Source organism: Polynucleobacter sp. AP-Capit-er-40B-B4 (genome assembly GCF_018882245.1).
Lineage (GTDB): Bacteria > Pseudomonadota > Gammaproteobacteria > Burkholderiales > Burkholderiaceae > Polynucleobacter.
Genome location: NZ_JACVOV010000002.1, coordinates 532,985 through 555,884, shown reverse-complemented (window position 1 = coordinate 555,884; position 22,900 = coordinate 532,985). Strand labels below are relative to the sequence as shown.

The 22,900-nt window shown below is 45.4% G+C and carries 27 protein-coding genes; 19 read left to right on the top strand and 8 right to left on the bottom strand.

The window, feature by feature from the left end; all coding sequences use genetic code 11:
* The first annotated feature begins 35 nt into the window (after nucleotides 1–35).
* From argS to ICN19_RS07800, 3 genes are read left to right on the top strand one after another with little or no spacing between them, the layout of a single operon-like run.
* Nucleotides 36–1,763, top strand: a complete 1,728-nt coding sequence (gene argS, locus ICN19_RS07810; protein WP_216246759.1) for an arginine--tRNA ligase — start codon at nucleotides 36–38, stop codon at nucleotides 1,761–1,763.
* 35 nt (nucleotides 1,764–1,798) lie between these two features.
* Nucleotides 1,799–2,425, top strand: coding sequence for an SPOR domain-containing protein (locus ICN19_RS07805; RefSeq protein ID WP_216246757.1), 627 nt, complete (start codon nucleotides 1,799–1,801; stop codon nucleotides 2,423–2,425).
* Complete coding sequence (locus ICN19_RS07800) at nucleotides 2,422–3,069, top strand: thiol:disulfide interchange protein DsbA/DsbL (RefSeq protein ID WP_216246755.1); 648 nt, start codon at nucleotides 2,422–2,424, stop codon at nucleotides 3,067–3,069. The genes ICN19_RS07805 and ICN19_RS07800 overlap by 4 nt, the downstream gene beginning before the upstream one ends.
* 28 nt (nucleotides 3,070–3,097) lie before the next feature.
* Here ICN19_RS07800 and ICN19_RS07795 read toward each other — a convergent pair whose 3' ends face one another.
* Genes ICN19_RS07795 through ICN19_RS07775 form a run of 5 tightly spaced genes read right to left on the bottom strand, consistent with a single transcriptional unit; the run spans nucleotide 3,098 to nucleotide 7,890 of the window.
* Entirely contained in the window at nucleotides 3,098–3,874 is a 777-nt protein-coding gene (locus ICN19_RS07795; RefSeq protein ID WP_216246754.1) for an SDR family oxidoreductase, read from the bottom strand.
* Complete coding sequence (locus ICN19_RS07790; RefSeq protein ID WP_216246752.1) at nucleotides 3,871–5,166, bottom strand: cyclopropane-fatty-acyl-phospholipid synthase family protein; 1,296 nt, start codon at nucleotides 5,164–5,166, stop codon at nucleotides 3,871–3,873. The genes ICN19_RS07795 and ICN19_RS07790 overlap by 4 nt, the downstream gene beginning before the upstream one ends.
* Nucleotides 5,163–5,948: a DUF1365 domain-containing protein gene (locus ICN19_RS07785; protein ID WP_216246750.1), complete on the bottom strand. Its 786-nt coding sequence runs from the start codon at nucleotides 5,946–5,948 to the stop codon at nucleotides 5,163–5,165. Before ICN19_RS07785 ends, ICN19_RS07790 begins: the two co-directional genes overlap by 4 nt.
* Nucleotides 5,948–7,324, bottom strand: coding sequence for an FAD-dependent oxidoreductase (locus tag ICN19_RS07780; RefSeq protein ID WP_216246748.1), 1,377 nt, complete (start codon nucleotides 7,322–7,324; stop codon nucleotides 5,948–5,950). The genes ICN19_RS07785 and ICN19_RS07780 overlap by 1 nt, the downstream gene beginning before the upstream one ends.
* Nucleotides 7,321–7,890, bottom strand: a complete 570-nt coding sequence (locus ICN19_RS07775) for a glutathione peroxidase (protein ID WP_216246746.1) — start codon at nucleotides 7,888–7,890, stop codon at nucleotides 7,321–7,323. Before ICN19_RS07775 ends, ICN19_RS07780 begins: the two co-directional genes overlap by 4 nt.
* A gap of 92 nt (nucleotides 7,891–7,982) precedes the next feature.
* On the opposite strand from ICN19_RS07775, the gene rfaE2 reads away from it, so the two are divergent.
* A complete protein-coding gene (rfaE2, locus tag ICN19_RS07770) occupies nucleotides 7,983–8,471 on the top strand; it encodes a D-glycero-beta-D-manno-heptose 1-phosphate adenylyltransferase (protein WP_216246743.1) in 489 nt (162 codons plus the stop codon).
* Here rfaE2 and ICN19_RS07765 read toward each other — a convergent pair.
* Nucleotides 8,468–9,277 (bottom strand): type III pantothenate kinase, encoded by an 810-nt coding sequence (locus ICN19_RS07765; protein ID WP_216246741.1) that lies wholly within the window; start codon nucleotides 9,275–9,277, stop codon nucleotides 8,468–8,470. The two genes, rfaE2 and ICN19_RS07765, sit on opposite strands and share 4 nt — an antisense overlap.
* A complete protein-coding gene (locus ICN19_RS07760; protein WP_216246739.1) occupies nucleotides 9,274–10,059 on the bottom strand; it encodes a biotin--[acetyl-CoA-carboxylase] ligase in 786 nt (261 codons plus the stop codon). Before ICN19_RS07760 ends, ICN19_RS07765 begins: the two co-directional genes overlap by 4 nt.
* A 37-nt stretch (nucleotides 10,060–10,096) precedes the next feature.
* Between ICN19_RS07760 and ICN19_RS07755 the strand changes: the two genes are divergently transcribed.
* The 7 genes from ICN19_RS07755 to ICN19_RS07725 are packed head-to-tail and all read left to right on the top strand — an operon-like array spanning nucleotide 10,097 to nucleotide 14,787.
* Nucleotides 10,097–11,191, top strand: coding sequence for a VanZ family protein (locus ICN19_RS07755; protein ID WP_216246737.1), 1,095 nt, complete (start codon nucleotides 10,097–10,099; stop codon nucleotides 11,189–11,191).
* A gap of 16 nt (nucleotides 11,192–11,207) precedes the next feature.
* Nucleotides 11,208–11,516 (top strand): ferredoxin, encoded by a 309-nt coding sequence (locus tag ICN19_RS07750; protein WP_216246735.1) that lies wholly within the window; start codon nucleotides 11,208–11,210, stop codon nucleotides 11,514–11,516.
* 25 nt (nucleotides 11,517–11,541) lie between these two features.
* Nucleotides 11,542–12,255 (top strand): alpha/beta hydrolase, encoded by a 714-nt coding sequence (locus ICN19_RS07745; protein ID WP_216246734.1) that lies wholly within the window; start codon nucleotides 11,542–11,544, stop codon nucleotides 12,253–12,255.
* Between the two features lie 32 nt (nucleotides 12,256–12,287).
* Nucleotides 12,288–12,554 carry a YbeD family protein gene (locus ICN19_RS07740; RefSeq protein ID WP_012358499.1) on the top strand — a complete coding sequence of 89 codons (267 nt, stop codon included), beginning with the start codon at nucleotides 12,288–12,290 and terminating at the stop codon, nucleotides 12,552–12,554.
* A 7-nt stretch (nucleotides 12,555–12,561) separates the two neighbouring features.
* Nucleotides 12,562–13,206, top strand: a complete 645-nt coding sequence (lipB, locus tag ICN19_RS07735) for a lipoyl(octanoyl) transferase LipB (protein WP_216246733.1) — start codon at nucleotides 12,562–12,564, stop codon at nucleotides 13,204–13,206.
* On the top strand, nucleotides 13,203–14,213 hold the full coding sequence (gene lipA / locus ICN19_RS07730; RefSeq protein WP_216246732.1) for a lipoyl synthase: 1,011 nt from the start codon (nucleotides 13,203–13,205) through the stop codon (nucleotides 14,211–14,213). The genes lipB and lipA overlap by 4 nt, the downstream gene beginning before the upstream one ends.
* A complete protein-coding gene (locus ICN19_RS07725) occupies nucleotides 14,206–14,787 on the top strand; it encodes a hypothetical protein (protein ID WP_216246730.1) in 582 nt (193 codons plus the stop codon). The genes lipA and ICN19_RS07725 overlap by 8 nt, the downstream gene beginning before the upstream one ends.
* Before the next feature lie 36 nt (nucleotides 14,788–14,823).
* On the opposite strand, the gene ICN19_RS07720 is transcribed toward ICN19_RS07725, so the two are convergent.
* Nucleotides 14,824–15,078 (bottom strand): accessory factor UbiK family protein, encoded by a 255-nt coding sequence (locus ICN19_RS07720; RefSeq protein ID WP_216246729.1) that lies wholly within the window; start codon nucleotides 15,076–15,078, stop codon nucleotides 14,824–14,826.
* A gap of 259 nt (nucleotides 15,079–15,337) precedes the next feature.
* Here ICN19_RS07720 and ICN19_RS07715 point away from each other — a divergent pair, with 259 nt between their 5' ends.
* The 8 genes from ICN19_RS07715 (at nucleotide 15,338) to ptsP (ending at nucleotide 22,896) form a co-directional block, all read left to right on the top strand.
* Nucleotides 15,338–16,195 (top strand): TorF family putative porin, encoded by an 858-nt coding sequence (locus ICN19_RS07715; protein WP_216246728.1) that lies wholly within the window; start codon nucleotides 15,338–15,340, stop codon nucleotides 16,193–16,195.
* 24 nt (nucleotides 16,196–16,219) lie between these two features.
* On the top strand, nucleotides 16,220–16,558 hold the full coding sequence (locus ICN19_RS07710) for a P-II family nitrogen regulator (RefSeq protein ID WP_011903792.1): 339 nt from the start codon (nucleotides 16,220–16,222) through the stop codon (nucleotides 16,556–16,558).
* A 13-nt stretch (nucleotides 16,559–16,571) separates the two neighbouring features.
* Entirely contained in the window at nucleotides 16,572–18,056 is a 1,485-nt protein-coding gene (locus ICN19_RS07705; RefSeq protein ID WP_216246727.1) for an ammonium transporter, read from the top strand.
* A 103-nt stretch (nucleotides 18,057–18,159) separates the two neighbouring features.
* On the top strand, nucleotides 18,160–19,458 hold the full coding sequence (gene gshA, locus ICN19_RS07700) for a glutamate--cysteine ligase (protein ID WP_216246726.1): 1,299 nt from the start codon (nucleotides 18,160–18,162) through the stop codon (nucleotides 19,456–19,458).
* A gap of 27 nt (nucleotides 19,459–19,485) precedes the next feature.
* Nucleotides 19,486–20,427 (top strand): glutathione synthase, encoded by a 942-nt coding sequence (gene gshB, locus ICN19_RS07695; protein ID WP_216246725.1) that lies wholly within the window; start codon nucleotides 19,486–19,488, stop codon nucleotides 20,425–20,427.
* 2 nt (nucleotides 20,428–20,429) lie between these two features.
* Nucleotides 20,430–20,852 (top strand): PTS sugar transporter subunit IIA, encoded by a 423-nt coding sequence (locus ICN19_RS07690; RefSeq protein ID WP_216212883.1) that lies wholly within the window; start codon nucleotides 20,430–20,432, stop codon nucleotides 20,850–20,852.
* Nucleotides 20,853–20,869: 17 nt separating this feature from the next.
* On the top strand, nucleotides 20,870–21,139 hold the full coding sequence (locus ICN19_RS07685) for an HPr family phosphocarrier protein (RefSeq protein WP_068319699.1): 270 nt from the start codon (nucleotides 20,870–20,872) through the stop codon (nucleotides 21,137–21,139).
* Between the two features lie 5 nt (nucleotides 21,140–21,144).
* Nucleotides 21,145–22,896, top strand: coding sequence for a phosphoenolpyruvate--protein phosphotransferase (gene ptsP / locus ICN19_RS07680; protein WP_216246724.1), 1,752 nt, complete (start codon nucleotides 21,145–21,147; stop codon nucleotides 22,894–22,896).
* Nucleotides 22,897–22,900 lie beyond the last annotated feature (4 nt).

Sequence of the window (22,900 nt, the reverse complement as noted above, 5' to 3'; positions counted from 1 at the left end):
TTCAACAGCTTACCACCTGATAAACTCACTTATCTATGTTGTCTACTAATAAAAATCGCTTAATTGAAATGCTGAGTACTGCACTGGCGGGCTTGGCTCAGGAGCGCGGCCTAGAGGCGCCCCCTACACCCCGTTTAGAGCGCCCTAAGGCCGTTGATCACGGCGATGTCGCATGCAATATTGCCCTCCAGCTCTCGAAGGCGTGGAAGCTCAATCCGCGCGAGCTTGCTCAAGCTTTGGTTGAGCGTTTACAACAACAAAATGGCTTTAATGGGCTGATTGCGTCATGTGAAATCGCTGGTCCTGGCTTTATCAATTTCCGCTTGAGTAATGCTGCCAAAACTGCCGTAGTGCAGGAGATACTCTCCTCCGGTACGCATTTTGGTGAGTCGCCTTTAGGTGATGGATCGGCTCCAAGCGCCATGATTGAGTTTGTCTCTGCTAATCCAACCGGCCCCTTACATGTTGGTCACGGACGTCAGGCAGCGCTTGGCGACGCCCTAGCGAACTTATTGGCAACCCAGGGTATTAAAGTTCATCGGGAGTTTTATTACAACGATGCCGGTGTACAGATTGCGAATTTAGCCTTATCAGTTCAGGCTCGTTTACATGGTTTAAAGCCAGGTGATGCGAAGTGGCCTGAGCAAGCTTATAACGGTGAATATATTGCAGAGATTGCTACAGCATTTAAAGCTTCACCAGAATATAAAGATGATATTGAAGCAATCCGTCAATTTGCGGTTGCATATCTTCGCAATGAACAGGATATTGACTTAAAAACCTTCGGCGTCAAATTTGATTGTTATTACCTCGAATCTTCTTTGTATACCGATGGTAGCGTTGCTCAAATTGTTGGCGATTTGCAAAACATAGGCAAGACCTATGAGTCTGAAGGTGCGCTGTGGCTAAAGACTACAGATGATGGCGACGATAAAGATCGCGTGATGCGTAAGTCAGACGGTAGCTTTACATATTTTGTGCCAGATGTTGCGTACCACACCAGCAAGTGGAATCGTGGCTTTCAGAAGGTAATCAATGTGCAGGGTAGCGATCATCATGGGACGATTGCGCGTGTACGTTCAGGCTTGCAGGGCGTGGCGCAGAAGCGCGGTTGGGACATTCCTAAAACCTATCCAGATTATGTCTTGCATAAGATGGTGACTGTGATGCGTCATGGCGATGAAGTAAAAATTTCAAAGCGTGCTGGCTCATATGTGACGGTCCGAGATTTGGTTGAGTGGTCTGGTGGCGTCACTTCGGAGATGACTCCCGAAGAAAGAGAATTGGCATTGCAGCGTGGTCGTGATGCCGTGCGCTTTTTCTTGATCTCACGCAAAGCAGATACAGAATTTGTTTTTGATATTGATTTAGCCTTGCAACAAAATGATGAGAATCCAGTGTTCTATGTTCAGTATGCGCATGCGCGAATCAGTTCAATCTTGCAGCAATGGGGCGGACAAACGGCAGATTTAGCTGGAGCAGATCTATCGTTATTGCAAAGCAAGGCATCAGATCATTTGCTGCGTCGTTTAGCGGAGTATCCAGAAATGCTGACATCTGCTGCGGAAGAATTGGCCCCCCATGCATTGGCTTTTTACCTGCGTGATTTAGCGGGGGATTTTCATACTTTCTACAATGCTGATCGCGTATTGGTAGATGATCAGAATTTAAAGTTAGCGCGTCTTGCACTGTTATCTGCAACACGTCAGGTGCTACAAAATGGCTTAAAAGTACTCGGAGTATCCGCGCCAGCAAAGATGTAATGGCGAGGTACGAGGTGTGGATGTAAGATGAGGAAATGATGAAAACACCGAATCAGAAAACTAGCTTTGTAAGGCGCACTGGCGGCATTGATAGCAGAAATGCCCAATATGGCGGTACTATCCTCGGCTTTATTCTTGGTTTAGGTGCTGGTCTTGGAATTGCGTTTGTCATCGCCTTTTACCTATCCAAAAACACCCCTCAAGAAAGACCGGGTATGCGTGCCCCAAGTCTTCCATTAATTATTAAGCCTTCTTCTGCCCCCGCTGAAGGTGAGTTGGCTACTCCTGCCGAGCCTGTAGATTTAAATAAACCGCTTCAGGGCAAATCCTCTGCTCCTACATCTACCGATCCGATTGGTGATTTGGTGAGTGGCAAGAAGGCCGCTGACAAGCCTGCCGATGTGGCTCCCGTAGCAAAGTCAGACTCAATTTACTTCTTGCAAGTAGGCGCATTTAATAAGCGCGCTGATGCAGATGCGCAAAAAGCCAATTTAGCTATTCAGGGAATTCAGGCGCAGTTAAGCGAGGTAACTGCTGACGGTAATACTCTCTGGCGCGTTCGTGTAGGGCCCTATAACAGTGTTGAAGACAGCAATCCTGTTCGCGATAAATTGAATGGCATGGGCATCAAACCAACTTTAATTAAATCCAGCAAATCATGATTTCATTTGGCAAAAGAGCAATTACAGTATTCGCACTTCTTACTTTGAGTGGCTTAGTTAGTGCTCAAGGGCAAAAAATTGAAGAGGGTTTTGATTACCGCATATTGCCCATTGCTCAGCCGGTAGAGACCAAAGGAAAAGTGGAGGTTATCGAATTCTTTTGGTATGGCTGCCCACATTGTTACGACTTTGAGCCTGAGCTTAGTAGTTGGGTCAAGCGTCAACCTAAGGATGTCGTTTTCAAAAGAGTTCCTGTCGCTTTCCGTGATGATTTCATGCCTCATAGCCAATTGTTTTATGCCCTTGAAGCGTTGGGCAAAGGCGACGCTCTCAATGAAAAAGTCATGTATGCAATGCATAAAGAAAATAAGCGTCTTTTAACTGAGCCGGAAATTGCTGATTGGGTTGCCTCTCAGGGAATAGATCGCAATACGTTTTTGGCAACTTACCGCTCTTTTGCGGTGATTTCTAAAGCGCGTGCTGCAAAGCAACTGGCTGAAGCCTATCGAATTGATGGCGTACCTACCATTGTGATGCAGGGCAAGTATGTGACATCACCATCCATTGCTGGCACTAAAGCTAAGGCTATCTTAGTGATGGATTACTTAGAAGAAAAAATTCGTAAAGATAAGTACAAACAATAACTTTAGATAAGTATTGCTCTAGCGCTTCTTAAATTTTCACGAAGCGGCGCACAATCCAAAAGTAGATTGGGTATGGCAAGATTCTGAGAAACTTTAAAAATCTTGAGAATCGTTTTGGGAAGTGAATATCAAATTCACCTTTTTGAATGCCGGCCAAAATTTCTTTGGCCGCTTCTTCGGCGCTAATTAGGGCTGGCATCTCAAAGTCATTCTGTGCAGTTGCCTCAGTAGCAACGAATCCTGGCGAGATCATATGCACACTGACTCCTGTTGGCAGGAGGTCGTAATATAAATTCTCGCAAAAATTGATGATCGCTGCTTTGCTCGGACCATAAGCCAAGGCTTTCGGTAAACCGCTATACCCTGCCACACTGCCAACGATAGCAATGTGCCCTGAGTGGGCTTTAAGCATTTCGGGAGTGACTAATGCAACAGCTCTCATTGGCCCTAAAAGGTTGGCGTCTATCGTTTTCTCAGCAATCTGGATATCAAAGTTATCTGCACGAAGGGGTACATACATGCCAGATACGAAAAGCAGGAGATCAATGCCACCCCAGGTATTGAGGATAGCTTTATATCCTTCCTGAAGCTGTTCATCATTAGTAACGTCTAGGGGGATAACGAGACTTTGATTGGCATCTCCAGTAAGAGCAATTTGATTTAAACGCTCTGCTCTGCGGCTGGAGAGTGCCACCTTGGCGCCTTGTAGTAGCAAAGCCTTTGCACAAGCTTCGCCAATGCCACTAGATGCGCCAATGACCCAGACTCTTTTTCCGGAGAAATGATCTATTCCGGACTGTTTCATGCGCTCAGCGCATCAGACGATGCTGTTGGTGGTTGATGGCTAAGGGTAAATTGCACTACATCAATATTGCGCTCTGTAAAGCCAGCTGCGCAGTACATTAAGTAGAAGTTCCAGAGACGTATAAAGGCTTCATCAAACCCGAGTTGTCGTACTTCCTGGAGTTTTTGATTGAAACTATCTCGCCACAAGCAAAGCGTCTTTGCATAGTCGGAGCCAAAAGCAAATTCTTGCTCAATTCTTAGTCCGGCCCTGGCTGCACTAGCTTTAAAACTCTCCCGAGATGGCAGCATTCCACCTGGAAAGACGTATTGCTGAATGAAATCAGTGTTGCGTCGATACCGCTCAAAAAGATCTTCGGCAATAACGATAGTTTGAATGCAAGCTTTGCCGCCAGTCTTTAAGCATTGGGCAATAGTTTCAAAATATTCTGGCCAATGCTTTTCACCAACTGCTTCAAACATTTCTACTGAGGCGATGCCATCAAATTTTTCTTGGCAGTCCCGATAGTCTTGCAGTCGCACTTCAAATGAAGGCGCGCTTGCAGTTTGATTTTTTACTGCTAAAAGACGTTTTTCAGCAAAAGCTTTTTGTTCTGTAGATAAAGTGAGACCAGTAATTGCCCTGTCAGTGCGTAGTGATTCTTCCATTACTCCACCCCAACCACACCCAATTTCCAAAATATGATCTCCAGGCTTTGTTTGCAGGGAGTCCAAAATACGCCTAATTTTTGCGCGTTGGGCATCCGCCAACCCTTGCCTATCTCCCTCGGAGAACCAAGCGCTGGAGTAACTCATTGTTGGGTCGAGCCACAAGGTATAGAACGCATTGCCTAGGTCGTAGTGCGCATGAATGTTTTTGCGACTACCCGTTTTACTGTTATCTCTTAACCAGTGTTTTAGGCGGTAGAAAATAGATCCATACCAATTGCCATAGATGGCTTTTTCTAGGATTGTTCGGTTGCGAATGGCCAGCTCAAGTAATGCCTTGAGATCGGGAGTATTCCACTTGCCTTGAATGTAGCTTTCTGCAAAACCAATGTCTCCATGAGACATGATTTCTTTAAATACAGACCATTCCAGAATATGAATTTCAGCATGCAATTGATCATTGCGATTGCCAAATTCTTTCTTGTCTCCATCTGGCAGGGTTAACTTCAAGTAACCGCTGCTGAGTTGCGTTAAGAGGGCTAAAAGCGTCTTGGCGCTAATTTGATGCTTATGTGCAGAACTAGCCCGCTCTTGGGGGCGAGAAAAATTTAGTCTCGAGAGAAGGGATTGTCCTGGGCGATTCATCTGCTAACTTCAAGTTCTGGTGGTTTGGGCTTTGAATGAAAGGGTACTCCTTTTATCCATAATTTCAAGGCTTGCCAGTGGATGCGGAAAATGACGCCTAGACTCATCAGAGGGTAGCGGAGCATTGCTGCGATGATATTGGCTCGACTTAATGGGCGACTAGTGCCGCTAATGCTGGTATTGATGAGGGGTAGGCCATCCTCGTGGAGTTCAATGCGATAAACACTGTTATTCCCGCTACTACTGTCTTGTGGAAACATGAAGCGGAAATGATATTCGCCCCGTACCTCACAAAATGGCGAAACATGAAATACTTTCTTGCTGGTGAGTGTTTCGCCTGAGCGCAACACTTCACCTGAATCCTTATGCAGCAAATAGCAATGTCGTTCACCAAAAGTATTATTTACCTCAGCCAGTACAGCTTGCACTTTGCCATCAGCTCGAGTGCAGATCCAGAAGCTCACCGGGTTAAAGACGTAACCCAAGACCCGTGGGAATGTTTGTAACCAGATTTCCCCATCCACCTTGGGGACATGGTTATCCGCAAGAATCTTCTCGATCCAGGCAAGGCTATTCGCCTCTCCTAAGCCATGGTCTTTATCAAAAAATGCACAAAGTCCCCAGCAGTTATCGCCTAAGCCATAATCTTTAAGTAACTTTGGATTGGCCTTACGGGCGCGCATTGGAATAGAGACGGTGAATACCCCATAGCCAAAAGCATTTCTAGCCGGCCGAAAGCGCTGGTGCTTAACTACTCCAAAGTTGATCTTTGCTTGCGCCATTAACTATCTTGTTTGGCCTTAATAGGCTGACGAATACTTTCAATTAAAGCTTCTGCAACTAGTTCGCCAGAGCGTAAGCCATCTTCATGAAATCCAAATCCTGTCCAGGCGCCGCAATACCAAATAGATGATGAGCCTTGAATCAAAGGCAGCTCTTTCTGGGCCTGTATTGCGCTCATGTCAAAGACAGGGTGCGAATAGTGAATCTCTTGATGAACCAGTTTTGGATTTGGCTCTTCCGAAGGATTTAGACTAACAATAATTTGTACGTCTTTGAGCTGGTCTGGAAGTGGCTGGAGGCGATTAATTAAATAGTTCACGCTGACGTGTTGCCTTGCATTTGGCTGGTCACCAGATTTAGCAGTGTAGTTCCAGGCGGCCCAGCAACGTTTTGCCTCAGGCAAGAAGTGGGTGTCGGTATGCAAGATGGCGCGATTCTTTTGATAGGGGATGGCCGCCAAAATATTTCTGGCTTGCTGACCAATGCCATGAACTAGATCTAGCGTTTGATCGCTGTGGCAAGCCATGATGACTTCATCAAAGTAGGCTGAGCCGGCCTGGCTGATCACTTCGACTTGACCGTTATCGTGACCTGTATTTACTCGCAGAACGCCATCGCGCCTGATGGATGCACCATGTTTTTCTATCGCAGCAACAATCCGTTTTACATACTCGCGCGAACCACCCTTAATGGTTAACCATTGCGGGCGATTTTGAATCTGTAAAAGACCGTGGTTATGGCAAAAACGCACCATAGTTTGAATAGGGAACTCAAGCATCTGCTCGACTGAACATGACCAGATTGCTCCAATCATCGGTAAAAAATAATTTTCTTTGAAGCTTTGACTAAAGCGATGGCGTTTTAAAAAATCAGCAATTTTTTCATCTGGTTCTTTGTACTGATGTCCAGCATCAATTTGCTCTTGTGCCAACTGGGTAGCCAGGCGATTAAAGCGCAAGATGTCATAAGCCATGCGCCAAAAAGAGGGGGAGAGTAGGTTGGAGCGCTGGCCGAAAAAAGAATTGATGTCGTTACCTGCCCATTCAATCTTTTTATTTGAGCCTGACTTCAAAGAGGCATCAATAGAAACGGAAAAGGACATCTCCGAAGGCGCTACAGGCGCTTTAATTTCTTCGAATAATCGAACTAGGCGAGGATATGTTTTGCGATTGAAAACTAGAAAGCCTGTATCGACACCGTGGGTCACTTCTTCCCCATTGATGTTGTAAGTGAAATCTACTGTATTGCTATGGCCGCCAATGTGATCACCAGCTTCATATAAGGTAATTTCAAATTCGGGATGTTGTCTTAAGGCGTATGCGCAGCCTAATCCAGAGATGCCTGCGCCAATGATGGCAATTCGTTTTTGACTCACTGGGCCTTTTCTCCTAAAAGCTTTTCAATTTGATTGGTGATACTACTGCTAGTTGGTTTGGTCATGCTCCCGTAAGAGTCAATCACATTACCGTTTCGATCGATTAAATATTTATAAAAGTTCCATTTAGGTGTTGTACCAGTTTTAGCAATCAACATCTTAAATAAAGGATTGGGGTTGCTACCCGAGACTACGCTTTTAGAAAACATTGGGAACTTTACGTCATAGGTATTTTTACAGAAATCAGCAATATCTTTATTACTACCCGGCTCTTGTTGCCCAAAATCATTAGAGGGGAAACCAAGCACTACAAAACCTTGGTCTTTATATTTGGCATAAATCTTCTCAAGGCCCTCGTATTGACTTGTAAATCCGCAAAAGCTGGCTGTATTTACAACCAGAATGACTTTGCCTTGATATTGGCAAAGGTTTTGAGGCGCTTCATCCTGTAGACGAGGGAAGGTATGAGAAAGCAGTGGGCTACAGGTGTTAGCAGCATTGGCGATTTGAAGTCCAGACAGGAGGACAAGTAAGCCAAAGAGCCAACTGATTAGATTGCGGTGCATATTGCGCCTTTATATTTCACTAGGTAGAGGCCAAGTCTAAGACATTCTGGCTAATATCGCTGGCATTACAAAATTGCCATTAATATTGAGTTATGAGCCAGTTACTACCACCCTCTTTCGAAGCCAAAGTTTGTCCACCAGATGAGCTTGCAATTCGCTTGGCAAATCTACCTAGACCACTAGTATTTACTAATGGAGTCTTTGATATTTTGCATCGCGGACATGCCAGTTATTTAGCTCAGGCACGTGCTTTAGGTGCTAGTTTAGTAGTGGGTGTGAATTCGGACGCTTCGGTCAAGATGTTGGGCAAAGGCGATGACAGGCCTATCAATACTGAGGCTGATCGCCAGGCCTTATTGGCTGCGCTGGAAAGCGTAGATATGGCAGTGTTGTTTACTGAGCAAACTCCAGTCAACTTGATTGAAAAAATTCGTCCTGATATTTATGTCAAGGGTGGAGACTATGAAATCGACACCTTAGCGGAGACTCATCTTGTAAAAAGCTGGGGCGGTAAGGCAGTTGCTATACCGTTTTTGTATGAGCGCTCCACCACAAGTCTATTGGGTAAGATTCGCTCTTAAAGATTTTGTAGTAGCCACGCCCAAACACCTCGCAGCACCAAGCCCTCAGTTTGCTCAATCGGCCAATTCTGCAGATCAGATTTTTTTATTTGAGCAAGAAGAATTTTTGCATTGCCACCATCAAGCCAGATTTTCTCAACCGGGTGGTTTAATTTTTTAGCCTGCAGTAATGCATAGTGAATGGCGCCAATCTGCGCTGCATCACATCCGCCAATGATGGCTTCATTAGTTGTGGTTCCAAATGCTTGCTGAGATTCTTCGCGAATTGCTAAAGGAAGTTGTGCGGTTTTGCTCTGCAGGCTTTCTTGCATCAGCCCAAGGCCAGGCAAGATCCATCCGCCATAGTGCACACCATTAGATCCGAGCAAATCAATCGTAGTGGCAGTGCCGGCATTCACAACCAAGGTGTTATTGGTGGATAGGGCACGGGCACCAATGAGGGCGGCCCAGCGATCGGCACCGAGTTTGCTAGCATCATGATAAAGGCCTCGCATTCCCGAAAATGTACTGTCACCATTTAATTGCTTCCAATTCAAATCATCCCACTGCGGAAATAACGACTTGAGATTCGTGATGGCCTCCGCCCCGGCTACACAACTAAAGGCAATAGCATCTGGCTTTGGAAGCGTCTTGGAAATATAGTCCGCTAATTCAGTGCGATGCTCGGGTGACTGCAAAGACTTGCTACTAATAGAGCCTGAGTAAGCCCACAACTTCTTTTGTTGAGCGCTTGGATTTTGATTGGACTCCACTGCCGCCCATTTGAGACGTGTATTACCAACATCAAAGAATAAATAAAGGCTCATGATTGAATCCGTAATGAAACATCGCCCGCATGAATGGCAATCGTTTTGTTTTCTTGTTGCAATACTAGTGCCCCAGATTCATCAACACCTTTGGTGACACCGTATATCGGACCTCTACCAGCCCCAGAAATGCAAACAGCTTGATCTCGATAAGCATCCCACTTCATCCATGACTCCATGCATGGCTTGAAACCATACAGATCAAATTCAGTGAGATGGTGTTCAAGCGAGGCAATCAATTTCAACCAAAGGTATTCAACATCAGGTAGTGATTGTGTGATTTGAGTCAGCGAGCTTACTTTAAGTCCATTCCCAAGATCTTCCGCAATGATTTCTTCATTGCGCAGATTGATGCCAACCCCAATAATCATCCAGGTTGAATCCCCTGTTTTTGCTTGACCGCCTTCAATCAGAATGCCAGCGAGTTTGGCATTATTGAGTAACAAATCATTTGGCCACTTTAAGCGAAGTCCTAATTCGTGAAGTTTGGATTCGCTGAGGTCGCAAGCTTTTGCAATGCCGGATATAACGGCCAGGCCAACCAACAAACTCAAACCACTCAGTTCTGCAGGCGTTCTTTTAAATGGAAAAGCTAAAGAAAAGCAAAGGGAGTCCTCGGGATTTGCCAACCATGATCGACCTGCTCTTCCTTTGCCTGCTGTTTGTTTTTGGGCAATGCGCGCTACAGGATCAATTAACTCTCCGGCGCGCCAACGCTCCAAAAGATCATCATTAGTCGATCTGGTCTCGATAACGCGCTCAAGTATGCAATTTGCAGTCATTCCGCCATTGTAGAAAGGTCTGACCTAGAATTGTGGGATGGATCAAAAAGATCAACGACCGCGGAAGTTGGTATGGCCTTTGCAGGCTATGCCATTAGCTAGGGCTATGAGCTTAAGCTATGCGCTCCTGATCATCTATGTAAGCCTTAATCCCTTTGATTTTGATTTCCACAACGGAATATCTCCTTGGGCCTGGTTAGACGCCCCCTTGCCTCGTTTTATTACTTTGTTTGATGTGGCAGTCAACATCCTTGCTTATATCCCCTTTGGGTTTTTGGTGATGTTTGCTGCCTACCCACGTTGGCGTAATTTTCTAGCCCTTGCTATCGCTCTTGGCTTAAGTGCTGCATTAGCCTTGGGTGTAGAAACCTTGCAGTCCTGGCTACCGACACGCATTCCCAGTCAGATGGATTGGTGGGCCAATATATTAGGGGGTTTATTGGGCGGGTTATTGGCTATTCCGCTAGGCCCGCAGTGGCTCTCTGGCAGCGCTATTCGTCGTCGTTTTGACCAGTGGTTTGGCTTAAATTGGGCCGCGTGCGCATTGTTTTTGTTGTTTCCGTGGTCACAAATCTACCCACAAAGCTCTTGGCTCGGAACAGGTGTTTGGGGGCATGCCATATTTGGCTCAGTGGATTGGGGTACATGGGTGATTAATCATGTTGCTCAGGAGGTAGTGATTACATCGCTCTGTTGGCTTGGCGTTGCCTTGTTGCTTTCGCTAGGTTTACGGGCTAAGGCGCCTCAGTGGCGCATCCTCAAGGGGCTACTTGGCTTGACAGTGCTAATCAAGGTCTTGTTTACAGCACTTCAGTTTGGCGCTGAATTGAGTTTGAATTGGCTGACTGCGGGGGCCCTCTGGGGAATGGTGCTGGGGAGTATCTTGTTGAGATGGGCGCTACAGCTGACACCAGAGCTTAAATTTTGGCTAGCCTTGACCTGTTTGTTGGGCACCACAATAGCGGTCAATATATTGCCTGACAATCCTTATTTCATTCTGACGCTAAGACATTGGTATCAGGGGCGCTTATTGCACTTTAATGAGCTCATGCAGTGGGTTTCAGTAGTATGGTTACCTCTAGCGCTAATTTGGATGCTACGAAGTGCCAGGGAATTTAAATCGAAACATTGATGAATATAATTTTTATATGAGTTTTTCATACCACCTATTTTTTTGTTTAAATCAACGCAGTAATGGCGAAGAGTGCTGCGATCAACACAATGCTTTTGCATTATTTGATTACGCCAAAAAAAGAGTTAAAGAGCTTGGACTTGCAGGCCCGGGAAAGATTCGCGTAAACAAGGCTGGATGCTTAGATCGCTGCGCTGATGGTCCTGTCATGGTCGTTTATCCACAAGGTGTTTGGTACACCATGGTTGATGTAGATGATGTTGAAGAAATTATCCAATCACATTTAATTGCAGGTCGCCCAGTTGAGCGCTTGCAGTTGGCTTAGTGATTTAAATGATTGAAAGTGTTTTATGAATAGCCGTACAAAAGTAATTCATATTGAAGGTATTGTTGGATCAATGGAGATGTCGATTGATCTTCCTGATGAATTAAAAAACGATCCTAATTTTGCAGTCCGCGGCCTAGCACTCGTTGCTCACCCACATCCTCTAATGGGTGGAACAATGGATAACAAAGTTGCGCAAACCATGGCGCGTGCATTTAATCAATTAGGCTATGTCAGTGTGCGCCCAAACTTTCGTGGTGTTGGCGGAACCCAAGGCGTGCATGACGACGGTGTTGGTGAGTTAGAAGATTTATTGCATGTGACTGACTGGATGCGCACCCCATCGAGTTGGGGCGAATTTGAGGCTACTGCAAATCAAGCTTGGGCGACGAACGCGAATACTTTGCCATTGGTTGTTTCTGGTTTTTCTTTTGGAAGCTTTGTTGGCAGTCATTTAGTGCAAAGACTTTCAGACCTGGGACGACCAGCCGAACGCCTTGTAATGGTAGGGAGCGCCGCAGGCAAATGGACGCTGGCTCAGGTTCCCGCAGATACTATTTTGATTCACGGCGAATTAGATGAAACGATCCCATTAATTGATGTTTTGGATTGGGCGCGCCCACAAGAATTAACAGTGCAGGTAGTTCCTGGCGCTGATCATTTTTTCCATCGTCGTTTACATTGCATTCGCAACATCATTACAGGCGCTTGGCTGGGCATGCCAGATCACCGCAAATAATTACAAATCGAACTAAATATAGAGAGTCAAGTATGGCTGAAGAAAAGTCTTTAATTGAATACCCCTCATTGTTTCCAATCAAGGTGATGGGCAAAACAAATCCTGAATATCTCCCTGCGATCATTCATATTGCTAAGCAATTTGATCCTACGTTTGATGAGAGCAAAGTAGAGCAACGTCCATCAAAGGACGGAAATTATCTCGGTATTACTTTGCCAATTACTGCGACCAGTCGCGAACAGTTAGATGAGCTCTATAGAACTTTATCTACCCACCCATTAGTTAGCGTCGTTCTCTAATTTGTTGATGGCGGCTTTGGTAAAACAACTTGGATTGGCGGATTACGCATCGACATATGAGGCAATGCAAGCTTTTACAAAGACACGAACTGGTGACACGCCTGATGAGATTTGGGTGTTAGAGCATCCCCCTGTTTTTACTTTAGGCTTAGCTGGTGATGCGGCTAATTTGCATTCGCCGAGCAATCAAATTCCTCTGGTACAGGTTGATCGCGGTGGCGAGATCACTTATCACGGGCCAGGCCAAATTGTTGTTTATCTTTTGTTGGATCTCAGGCGCCTCGGAATTTTCGTCAAGGAGCTAGTCTCGCGAATAGAGCAGGCGGTAATTGATGTCCTGGCCGATTTCGGCATTCAGGCCGAAAGACATCCAGGCGCCCCAGGCATTTACGTCTCTCAGCAGTCCGGGGTGCCTCCAGAATGGGGTGGCGCGAAGATTGCAGCCTTGGGCCTTAAAGTCTCTAAAGGCTGCTCCTATCATGGTCTTGCTTTGAATGTGGCAACGGATTTGGAAGCTTTCAAACGTATCCACCCTTGTGGTTATGAGGGTTTAAAGACGGTTGATATGCAAACCCTTGGGATCAAGGACAATATAGACACTATTAGCCAAAGGCTTTTGCAGCATTTACAAAAGCAACTGATGCCATCATGACAACGAATAAGCCTGACACCAACACGCCAATTGAGGGTCGCCAAGACCTCAATTACGACGCATCACGTAAGCAAAAATCAAGCGAGAAGACTGCGCGTATACCAATCAAGATTGTTCCCCTCGAACAGGTTCTAAAAAAACCAGATTGGATCAGAGTTAAAGCCGCCTCTAACAATTCACGCTTTTCTGAAATCAAAAAGATTTTGCGCGAGAACGAACTAGTTACTGTTTGTGAAGAAGCGAGCTGCCCCAATATTGGTGAATGTTTTGGTAAAGGTACGGCAACTTTCATGATCATGGGTGATAAGTGCACCCGTCGTTGTCCATTTTGCGACGTTGGACATGGAAGGCCGGATCCTCTCGATGTCAAAGAGCCTGCTAATTTAGCCCGCACCGTTGCCGCACTAAAGTTGAACTACGTCGTTATCACCAGCGTTGATCGTGATGATCTTCGTGATGGTGGTGCAATGCATTATGTGGATTGCATTTCTCAATCACGTGCTCTGTCGCCCAATACACGCATCGAAGTGTTGGTACCAGATTTTCGTGGTCGCCTTGATAAGGCCTTAGATATTTTTGCTGAGCATGCACCGAATGGTTTGCCAGATGTGATGAATCACAATTTAGAAACAGTACCTCGTTTATATAAGCAAGCCAGACCTGGTGCTGATTACCTCCACTCTTTAAAGCTTCTAAAAGACTTCAAAGAGCGTTTTCCGCATGTACCTACGAAGAGTGGTTTGATGGTGGGTTTGGGTGAAACGGATGATGAGATTTTGGAAGTTATGCGCGATATGCGTGAGCACAATATTGATATGCTCACGATCGGTCAGTATCTTGCCCCATCAGGACATCATTTGCCGGTGACACGTTATGTACACCCCGATGTTTTTAAGATGTTTGAGGAAAAGGCTTATGAAATGGGCTTCTCACATGCGGCGGTAGGTGCTATGGTGCGCTCAAGCTATCACGCAGATCAACAGGCGCATGGAGCTGGGGTTGTTTAGAGCGGTTATTAAAGCCATCACTTTGGCGGCTTTAATTTTTCTAACAGCATGCAGCCCTAAATTAGATTGGCGCACCGTCCAATCCCCGCAAGAAAGATATACGTCTTTATTTCCTGGTAAGCCGGACAAAATTGAACGTCGAATTCCGTATCTTGATCAAGAGCTTTTGCAAACACTAGAAGCGGTAAAGATTGAAGATGATATTTATTCCGTCAGCACGATTCAGTTACCGGCGAATCAAAGTGCATCACTCAATAAGCTTCTTTCGCAATTGCAGACGAATTTAATTGATAGGGCAAAAGCATCCGGCGGAGAAGTCGCTGTTAAAGATGCGTTTTATAGAACTGCAGACAAACAACGTTTATCAACCAAAGATTATTTCATTGATTTGAAATCCAACGGTAATACTCAACAGCTGATGCGAGTACGTTGGATTAATCGCGTTGCACCGAATGGCGATAGTTGGATCTATCAAGTATCGGTGCTGCATGCAAAAGCAAGCTCAGAAAATGCAAAAATTTTTTTATCTAAAGAAGAGTATGAAAACTTCTTTAGTGATTTTTCGCCTGAGTAAATCTAGATAAATTTAATTTGTAGCAGTCGATAAAGTCTATTTTTTTTCTAGAGCCGCTACTTTGGCTTCAAGCGCTTCTAATTTTTCACGTGTCTTAGCAAGCACCTTGCTTTGCAATTCAAATTCTTCACGCGTAACCAAGTCCATTTTCTGAAATCCTTGATTCATCATGGCGCGCACATTCTTTTCGATCTCTTGGGCGGGCGAATTGCGGATCGCATCGCCAACTTTGTTCTGCATATCGTTAGCGATACGTTGGATTTGCTCGAGGATTTCGCCGGGTTTTTGCATGATGGAGATTCGCAGTTCTATTGAGAGTTGCAGAAAAGATACACATTCATATTTTAAGTTGTATGGCGAAAAACGCCCTAAAAGGGGTAAAAACCTGAAAAATGGTCAAAATTCACTTATTGGGTGCAATATAAAGCACCAAAAAAGTGCATAAGCATTAATTAGGGGAATCCGTCCAAAGCCCAAAAACGGCCGACCTTCATGATCACTCCATGCAATAAGCATTTATCCCTTTTTCATGACCACTTAGGAGTTTTAAATGAAAACAATTCAAAAGACAGCCATTGCTCTAGCAGCCTCTGGTTTATTTGCAACCGCAGCATTTGCTCAGTCAGCACCAGCTGCTGCTCCAGAAGCGCCTGAAGCTAGCCCGCTTACTGCAAACGTAACGGTAGTAAGTGATTATCGTTATCGTGGTATCAGCCAATCAAATTTCAAACCAGCGATTCAAGGTGGCTTTGATTACGCTCATGAGAGTGGCCTCTATATTGGTAACTGGAACAGCTCAATCAGCTGGATTTCTGATGCAGCTCCTGCAACTGCCAACACAAGAGTTACTGCGCCAATCGAAATGGACTTCTACGGTGGTATTAAGAAAGAGTTTATTGGTGAAGGCTTTGCTTCTGACTTTGGTGTTTTGCAATACTACTATCCAACATCAGGCTTAAACGTTTCGGGCACTCAAGCTAATCCAAACACAACCGAATTGTATGCTGCGCAAAACTTTACCTTTGGCGCTGTAACTGGCTTTGTTAAATTTTCTTACTCAGTAAGCCCAATCTTTGGTTTTGCAAACAGTACTGGTTCTTACTATCCAGATTTAACAATGAACTATGACACTGGCGTTTGGGGCTTGGCATTAAATGCACACGTTGGTTATCAATATGTAGCGGGTAATGTGCAAGGCAGTACAACAGGTGCATCCAACAGCTCTTTATATTCTTTTACAGATTGGAAATTGGGTGTAACTAAGGACTTTGGAGGTGGCTTGTCTCTGTCTGCTGCTTATATCGGTACTGACGCTAAAAAAACAGGTAGCACATATAACTATTCCTCACCAACAGGCAAAAATTTAGGCGGCTCCACAGGTATTGTTGCTCTTACAAAAACTTTCTAATTTCCACTCTGAACGGAGAAACGTATGAAATTAATTACCGCAATCATCAAGCCATTCAAGCTTGACGAAGTGCGCGAAGCTCTCTCAGAAGTGGGAGTTTCGGGCATTACCGTCACTGAAGTTAAGGGCTTTGGTCGTCAAAAGGGTCACACTGAGTTATATCGCGGTGCTGAGTATGTTGTCGACTTCTTGCCTAAGGTAAAAATTGAAGCTGCTGTTGAAGATGGCATCTTGGAGCGTGCGATTGAAGCAATTGAAAAATCTGCACGTACAGGCAAGATTGGTGATGGCAAGATTTTTGTCTCACCAGTTGAGCACGTCATTCGTATTCGTACCGGTGAAACCGGCGCGTCAGCACTTTAAAGAGAGGTTCAAAATGTTAACTTGGATGAAACGACTCGTTGCTGGTGGTGCTATGGCTTTGGCTATTGGCGCTACTGGTGTAATGGTTACTTCGCCAGCGCATGCTGATGAAGTTAAAAAACCTGCTGTAACAGCGCCTGCGGCAACACCTGCTGCTGCAGAACCTGCTCCAGTGCTTTGCTCTGAAAAGTGCAACAAGGCAGATATCGCCTGGATGATGGTTTGTACAGCATTAGTGCTGTTGATGACTCTTCCTGGCTTGGCTTTGTTCTACGGCGGTTTGACACGTAGCAAAAATATCTTGTCTATCTGTATGCAATGTTTCATGGTCTTCTCTTTGATTACAGTGCTATGGGCTATTTATGGCTATAGCTTTGCATTCACCGAGGGTGGAGCATTCATTGGTGGACTCGATCGTCTGTTCTTGGGCGGCATTAATCCAGACTCAGTTGCAGCTACCTTTAGTAAGGGCGTTGTCATTCCTGAGTATGTATTTATGGCTTTCCAAGCAGTATTCGCAACCATCACTTGCTGTTTGATCATTGGTTCTTTTGCTGAGCGCGCTAAGTTCTCTGCAATCTTGGTATTCATGGTGATTTGGTTCACTTTGAGCTACTTACCAATCGCTCACATGGTTTGGTTCTGGCCTGGTCCTGATGACATCAAAGATGCTGCATCACTCGAAGCAATTACTGCTCGTGCTGGATGGTTGTGGCAAAAAGGTGTTCTCGACTTTGCTGGCGGTACTGTTGTGCACATCAATGCTGCGATCGCTGGTTTAGTTGGCTCCTTTGTTGTCGGCAAGCGTTTGGGCTATGGCAAAGAAGCAATGAAGCCACATAACTTAGTTTATGTAATGACTGGTGCCGCTCTCTTGTGGTTCGGCTGGTTTGGATTCAATGCTGGTTCAGCTCTTGAAGCAAACGGTACTGCTGGTTTGGCATTCGTGAATACTTATTTAGCTACTGCTGCTGCTGTATTGGGTTGGTCAGTTGCTGAGTGGGTTCTCAAAGGCAAGCCATCTATGTTGGGTGCTGCTTCTGGTTGCGTAGCAGGTTTAGTTGCAATTACTCCTGCAGCTGGATTTGCTGGTCCAATGGGTGCAATCATTATTGGTTTGATCGCTGGTGTAGTTTGCCTCTGGGGTGTTACTGGTCTCAAGAAGATTTTGGGCTCAGACGACAGCTTGGACGTATTTGGTGTTCACGGCGTAGGCGGTATTACTGGCGCATTGTTGACCGGTGTATTTGCTGATCCAGCGCTAGGTGGCTCTGGTATTTGGGATTACGTAGCTAACGCAGTTGCTCCCGATTACTCAATCGCTAGCCAATTGTGGATCCAAGCTCAAGGCGTAATTACCACTGTAATCTGGTCTGGCGTAGTTTCTTTCGTGGCCTTCAAATTGATCGATATGGTGATTGGTTTGCGCGTTAAGGAAGAAGAAGAGCGCGAAGGCCTGGATATCAGCTCACACGGTGAGACAGCCTACGAGTCTTAATCTGTAATTTACCCCTCACTGGGCGGCTGTGGTTGGCTGCCTAGTTTTAAGCGCGGGATCCTCGGATCCCGCGTCTTTCTTTTAATAATCTTACAATGGTGGAATGGTTCCACATCTCATTACTGCACTCAGCGGCCCTTTGCTCGAATTAGAGTCAAAGGTTCTAGAAGCGACCCCAACCATTGAGCGTTGGTTCAGGTTGGAATGGCAAGAGCACACGCCGCCTTTTTACTGTTCGGTTGATCTTCGTAATTCTGGGTTTAAGTTGGCACCGGTAGATACCAATCTTTTCCCGGGCGGGTTTAATAACCTCTCGCCACAAATGTTGCCTTTGGCAGTACAAGCTGCAATGGCTGCTATTGAGAAGATTTGTCCGGAAGCAAAAAACTTATTGTTAATTCCGGAGCGTCATACCCGCAATACTTTCTATTTGCAAAATATTGCTCGCTTGTCTTCGATTTTGCGTCAAGCAGGATTGAATGTTCGCCTCGGAACTTTCTCCGAAGAAATTAAGAAGCCAACCTGGATTGAGCTGCCTGATGGCAATCGCCTGTTGATGGAGCCTCTTTCCCGACTCGGGCTTAAGAAACAACGTTTAGGTTTAAAAGATTTTGATCCTTGCTCAATCTTGTTGAATAACGATTTATCTGCAGGCATTCCTCCGATTCTAGAAAATATTTACGAGCAATATCTATTGCCAGGCCTGCATGCGGGCTGGCATGTTCGTCGTAAATCCAATCATTTTGCCGCCTATGAAGAAGTGGCCAAGAAGTTTGCCAAAGTTGTCGATATTGATCCGTGGATGATTAACCCTTATTTTTCAAGTTGCTCAAATATTAATTTCCATGAGCGTAAGGGTGAGGACGAGTTGCAAGCAGCGGTTGAGCAGGTATTGAAAAAGACAGCGAAAAAATATCGTGAATACGGCATTAAAGAGAAGCCTTATGTTGTTGTGAAAGCGGATGCAGGAACCTATGGCATGGGCATCATGGTGGTGAATGATCCCGCTCAGTTAAAGGGTTTGAACCGCAAAGACCGCAATAAGATGAGCGTGGTTAAGGAGGGTCTTGAAGTCAGTGATGTGCTGATTCAGGAGGGCGTTTATACCTTTGAAAAAGTTAATGAGGCTGTTGCTGAGCCTGTGGTGTACATGATCGATCGCTATGTGATTGGCGGCTTCTATCGTGTTCATACTGATCGTGGTCCAGATGAAAATCTCAATGCACCTGGCATGCACTTTGTGCCGTTGGCATTTGAACAAAACTCTATGCCTGATTTAGGCGCTAAGCCAGGTAGTGCAGCACCTAATCGCTTCTATTTATATGGTGTGGTTGCTCGTTTGGCTCTTCTTGCTGCATCATTGGAGTTAGAGCGCACTGATCCTGATGCCGAAGCTGCATAAATGAAACACTAATCTTTCAATAGAAAAATGAACTTTCTTTTTATTGCAGACCCGCTTGCATCTTTCAAGATTCAAAAAGATTCCACGCTGGCAATGATGCGCGCTGCACAAGAGGCAGGACATCAGTTATGGTTTTGCCAAAGCAGAAATGTATTATGGAGAGACGATTTCGTAGTGGCTGACTGCCAGTCTCTGGTAATTAAACCAAGCTCTACGAATTGGTATGAGTTGGGTGATGTTGAGTCTCGATCGCTTAAATCTTTTTCTGCGGTTCTCATGCGTACAGACCCGCCATTTGATATTGAGTATCTCAATACAACCTGGTTGCTATCAGCTGCAGTTCGTCAGGGCGCCAAAGTATTTAACGAGCCCAGTGCAGTGCGAGATCACTCTGAAAAGCTCTCTATTACCGAGTTTCCTGAGCTCATCCCCCCTACCTTGGTCACCCGTGAATTAGATGCCGTAGAGCGCTTTCATCAAATTCATCGAGATATTGTGATTAAGCCCTTGGATGGCATGGGTGGTATGGGCGTATTTAGGGTCGGTGCCGACGGCCTTAATCTCGCTAGCATTGTAGAAACCCTTGGTGAAAATGGTGCAAGAACCCTAATGATTCAGCGCTTTCTTCCGGAGATTGCCCAGGGCGATAAGCGAGTGCTCTTAATCGGTGGTGAGGTGGTGCCATTTGCATTGGCGCGCATTCCACAGGGTAGTGAAATTCGCGGTAATTTAGCGGCTGGCGGTAAAGGCGTTGCAATGCCTTTAACTGAGGATGAAAAAAAGGTTGCCGAAAAATTGGCGCCAATACTCAATCAGCGTGGATTATTCTTAGTTGGATTGGATTTAATTGGCGGCTACCTCACTGAAATTAATGTGACTAGCCCTACTTGTTTTGTTGAGATTACCGACCAAAGTGATTTTAATGTTCCGCAATTTTGGTTGGCAACACTAGAGAAAGCATTGGCATAAATATGGCTGGAATTGTCATCGTTGCTCATACACCTGTTGCGAGCGCAATGTTGGGTTTTGCAGAGCATGCTTTTGGCGTAGTGCCAGAACGTGTGCGGGCGGTTGATATTCCCCCTTATGAAGATACCAAGGTGAGTTTTGATCGCGTACTGAAAGCGGCTTATGGTGTTAATACCGGCAATGGTGTTCTTATTCTGACCGATGTCATGGGCGCCACTCCTGCGAATGTCGCATCTAAGTTAGAGGCTCTAGGCCCCTTATCGGGATTAAATGCTCCTGTGGTTGTTTTAGCTGGACTTAATCTACCTATGTTGATGCGTTGCATCTCTCACCGTGGTGAGGGTTTGGAAGAGCTCGCGCAAAAGGCGCTTGCTGGTGGGCAGCATGGTATTTTGCGCCTCGGTTCAAAAGTAAATCAAGAGTAAAGAGGGCTCATCTCACAATGCCTACCGCAGAAATTGAAATCATTAATAAATTGGGTCTGCACGCTCGCGCTTCTGCAAAGCTTTCTCAATTGGCCGCACAGTTTCCCTGTGAAATATTCTTGTCACGAAACGGGCGTCAAATAAACGCCAAGAGCATTATGGGCGTCATGATGTTGGCGGCTGGAATTGGCAGCACTGTCACACTTGAGACTGTGGGAGAAAAAGAGGATGAAGCTATGCAGGCTCTGACAGCCTTGATTAATGATCGCTTTGGCGAAGGTGAGTAATTAGCATGACATTTGCTTTGCACGGAATTCCGGTATCGAAAGGCATTGCCATCGGCAAGGCGGTACTGATTTCTCGTGCGGCATTAGAAGTCAGTCATCATCTGGTTGAGGCGGGCAAAGAAGAGGCTGAAGCTCAAAAGTTGTTGGATGCGTTTGATCAGGTACGTTTAGAGCTTGAGCAATTGCGTCAAGGGTTACCAAAAGATGCGCCGCAAGAAATGGCGGCATTCTTAGATGTGCACGGCATGATATTGGCTGACCCCGCTTTGGCTGAGAAGCCAATTAAATTAATTCGTACCCAAAGATTGAATGCAGCCTGGGCATTAACTACTGAGCTCAATGATCTTTTGGAACAATTTGCAGATATTGAAGATGCCTATCTAAAAGAGCGCGCTAATGATATTCGGCAAGTTGCCGAGCGTGTAATTAAGGCGTTAAACGCCCAGAAAAAAGACTCTTTAAATGATTCAGATTTCTTGCCCGAGAGTGATGTTGGGATTGAGTCGATCATTGTTGCTCATGACATTGCTCCGCACGACATGTTGCGTTTTAAAGAGCATGCCTTTACAGGTTTTGTAACAGACCTTGGCGGCAAGACCTCCCATACCGCCATTGTGGCTCGCAGTATGGAGATTCCTGCGGTAGTCGGCGTGCGTCATGCGAGCGAAATGATTCGTCATGGCGACTGGCTCGTATTGGATGGCGAGCGAGGTATTGTAGTAGTGGCTCCGGATGAGAATCTCCTAGCTGAATATCGCAAACTACAAACACAAGTTTTAAAAGAAGCTCGCAAGCTCCAGCAGTTAAAACATGCCAAAACTGAAACAGCTGATCGTGTTGAGATTGAGTTATTTGCCAATATCGAATTACCAGAAGATGCTATTCAGGCCGTGAAGTTAGGTGCCGTAGGTGTTGGCCTATTTCGATCTGAATTTTTATTCATGGATCGTAAGCAAGCTTTGCCAGACGAAGAACAGCAATACCAGGAATATCGCCGTGTAGTGGATTTGATGCATGGCTTGCCGGTCAATATCAGAACGATTGACGTTGGCGCTGATAAGGCCTTAGGCGGTGGTGGTGATATTTCACAAACAGGCACGTCACCACTAGGTTTGCGAGCGATCCGCTGGTCTTTAACAGAGCCTGAAATTTTCTTAACGCAGTTAAGAGCGATATTGCGTGCTTCGGCACATGGCCAGGCGCGCATCATGATTCCAATGTTGGCGCATGCTAAAGAGATTGATGAAACATTTAGATTGATTGAAAAAGCGAAGCAGCAATTACATCAGCGTGGAAAAGCATTTAATCCGAATATTCAAGTCGGCGCCATGATTGAGATTCCAGCTGCCGCATTGGTGCTACCTTTATTTATTAATCGCTTTGATTTTCTATCTATTGGTACCAACGATTTAATTCAGTACACCTTGGCGATCGATCGAGCTGATCATGCTGTCGCACATTTATACGATCCCCTACATCCAGCCATATTGAACTTATTGGCAAATATCATCGAGCAAGCTAAACGCGCAAACGTGCCTGTGGCCGTTTGTGGTGAGATGGCTGGTGATCCTGCATTAACAAGGTTATTGCTGGCGCTGGGCCTGACCGATTTTTCAATGCACTTTAGTCAGTTGCTATTGGTAAAGCGCGAGATCCTAAAGGCTAATGTAGGCTTATTAAAGGCTCGTGTAGCTAGAGTATTGAGGGCTTATGAGCCTGAAGAGCAAGAAAAAGCATTAGAGCGTTTGCTGTCTTAGGGTC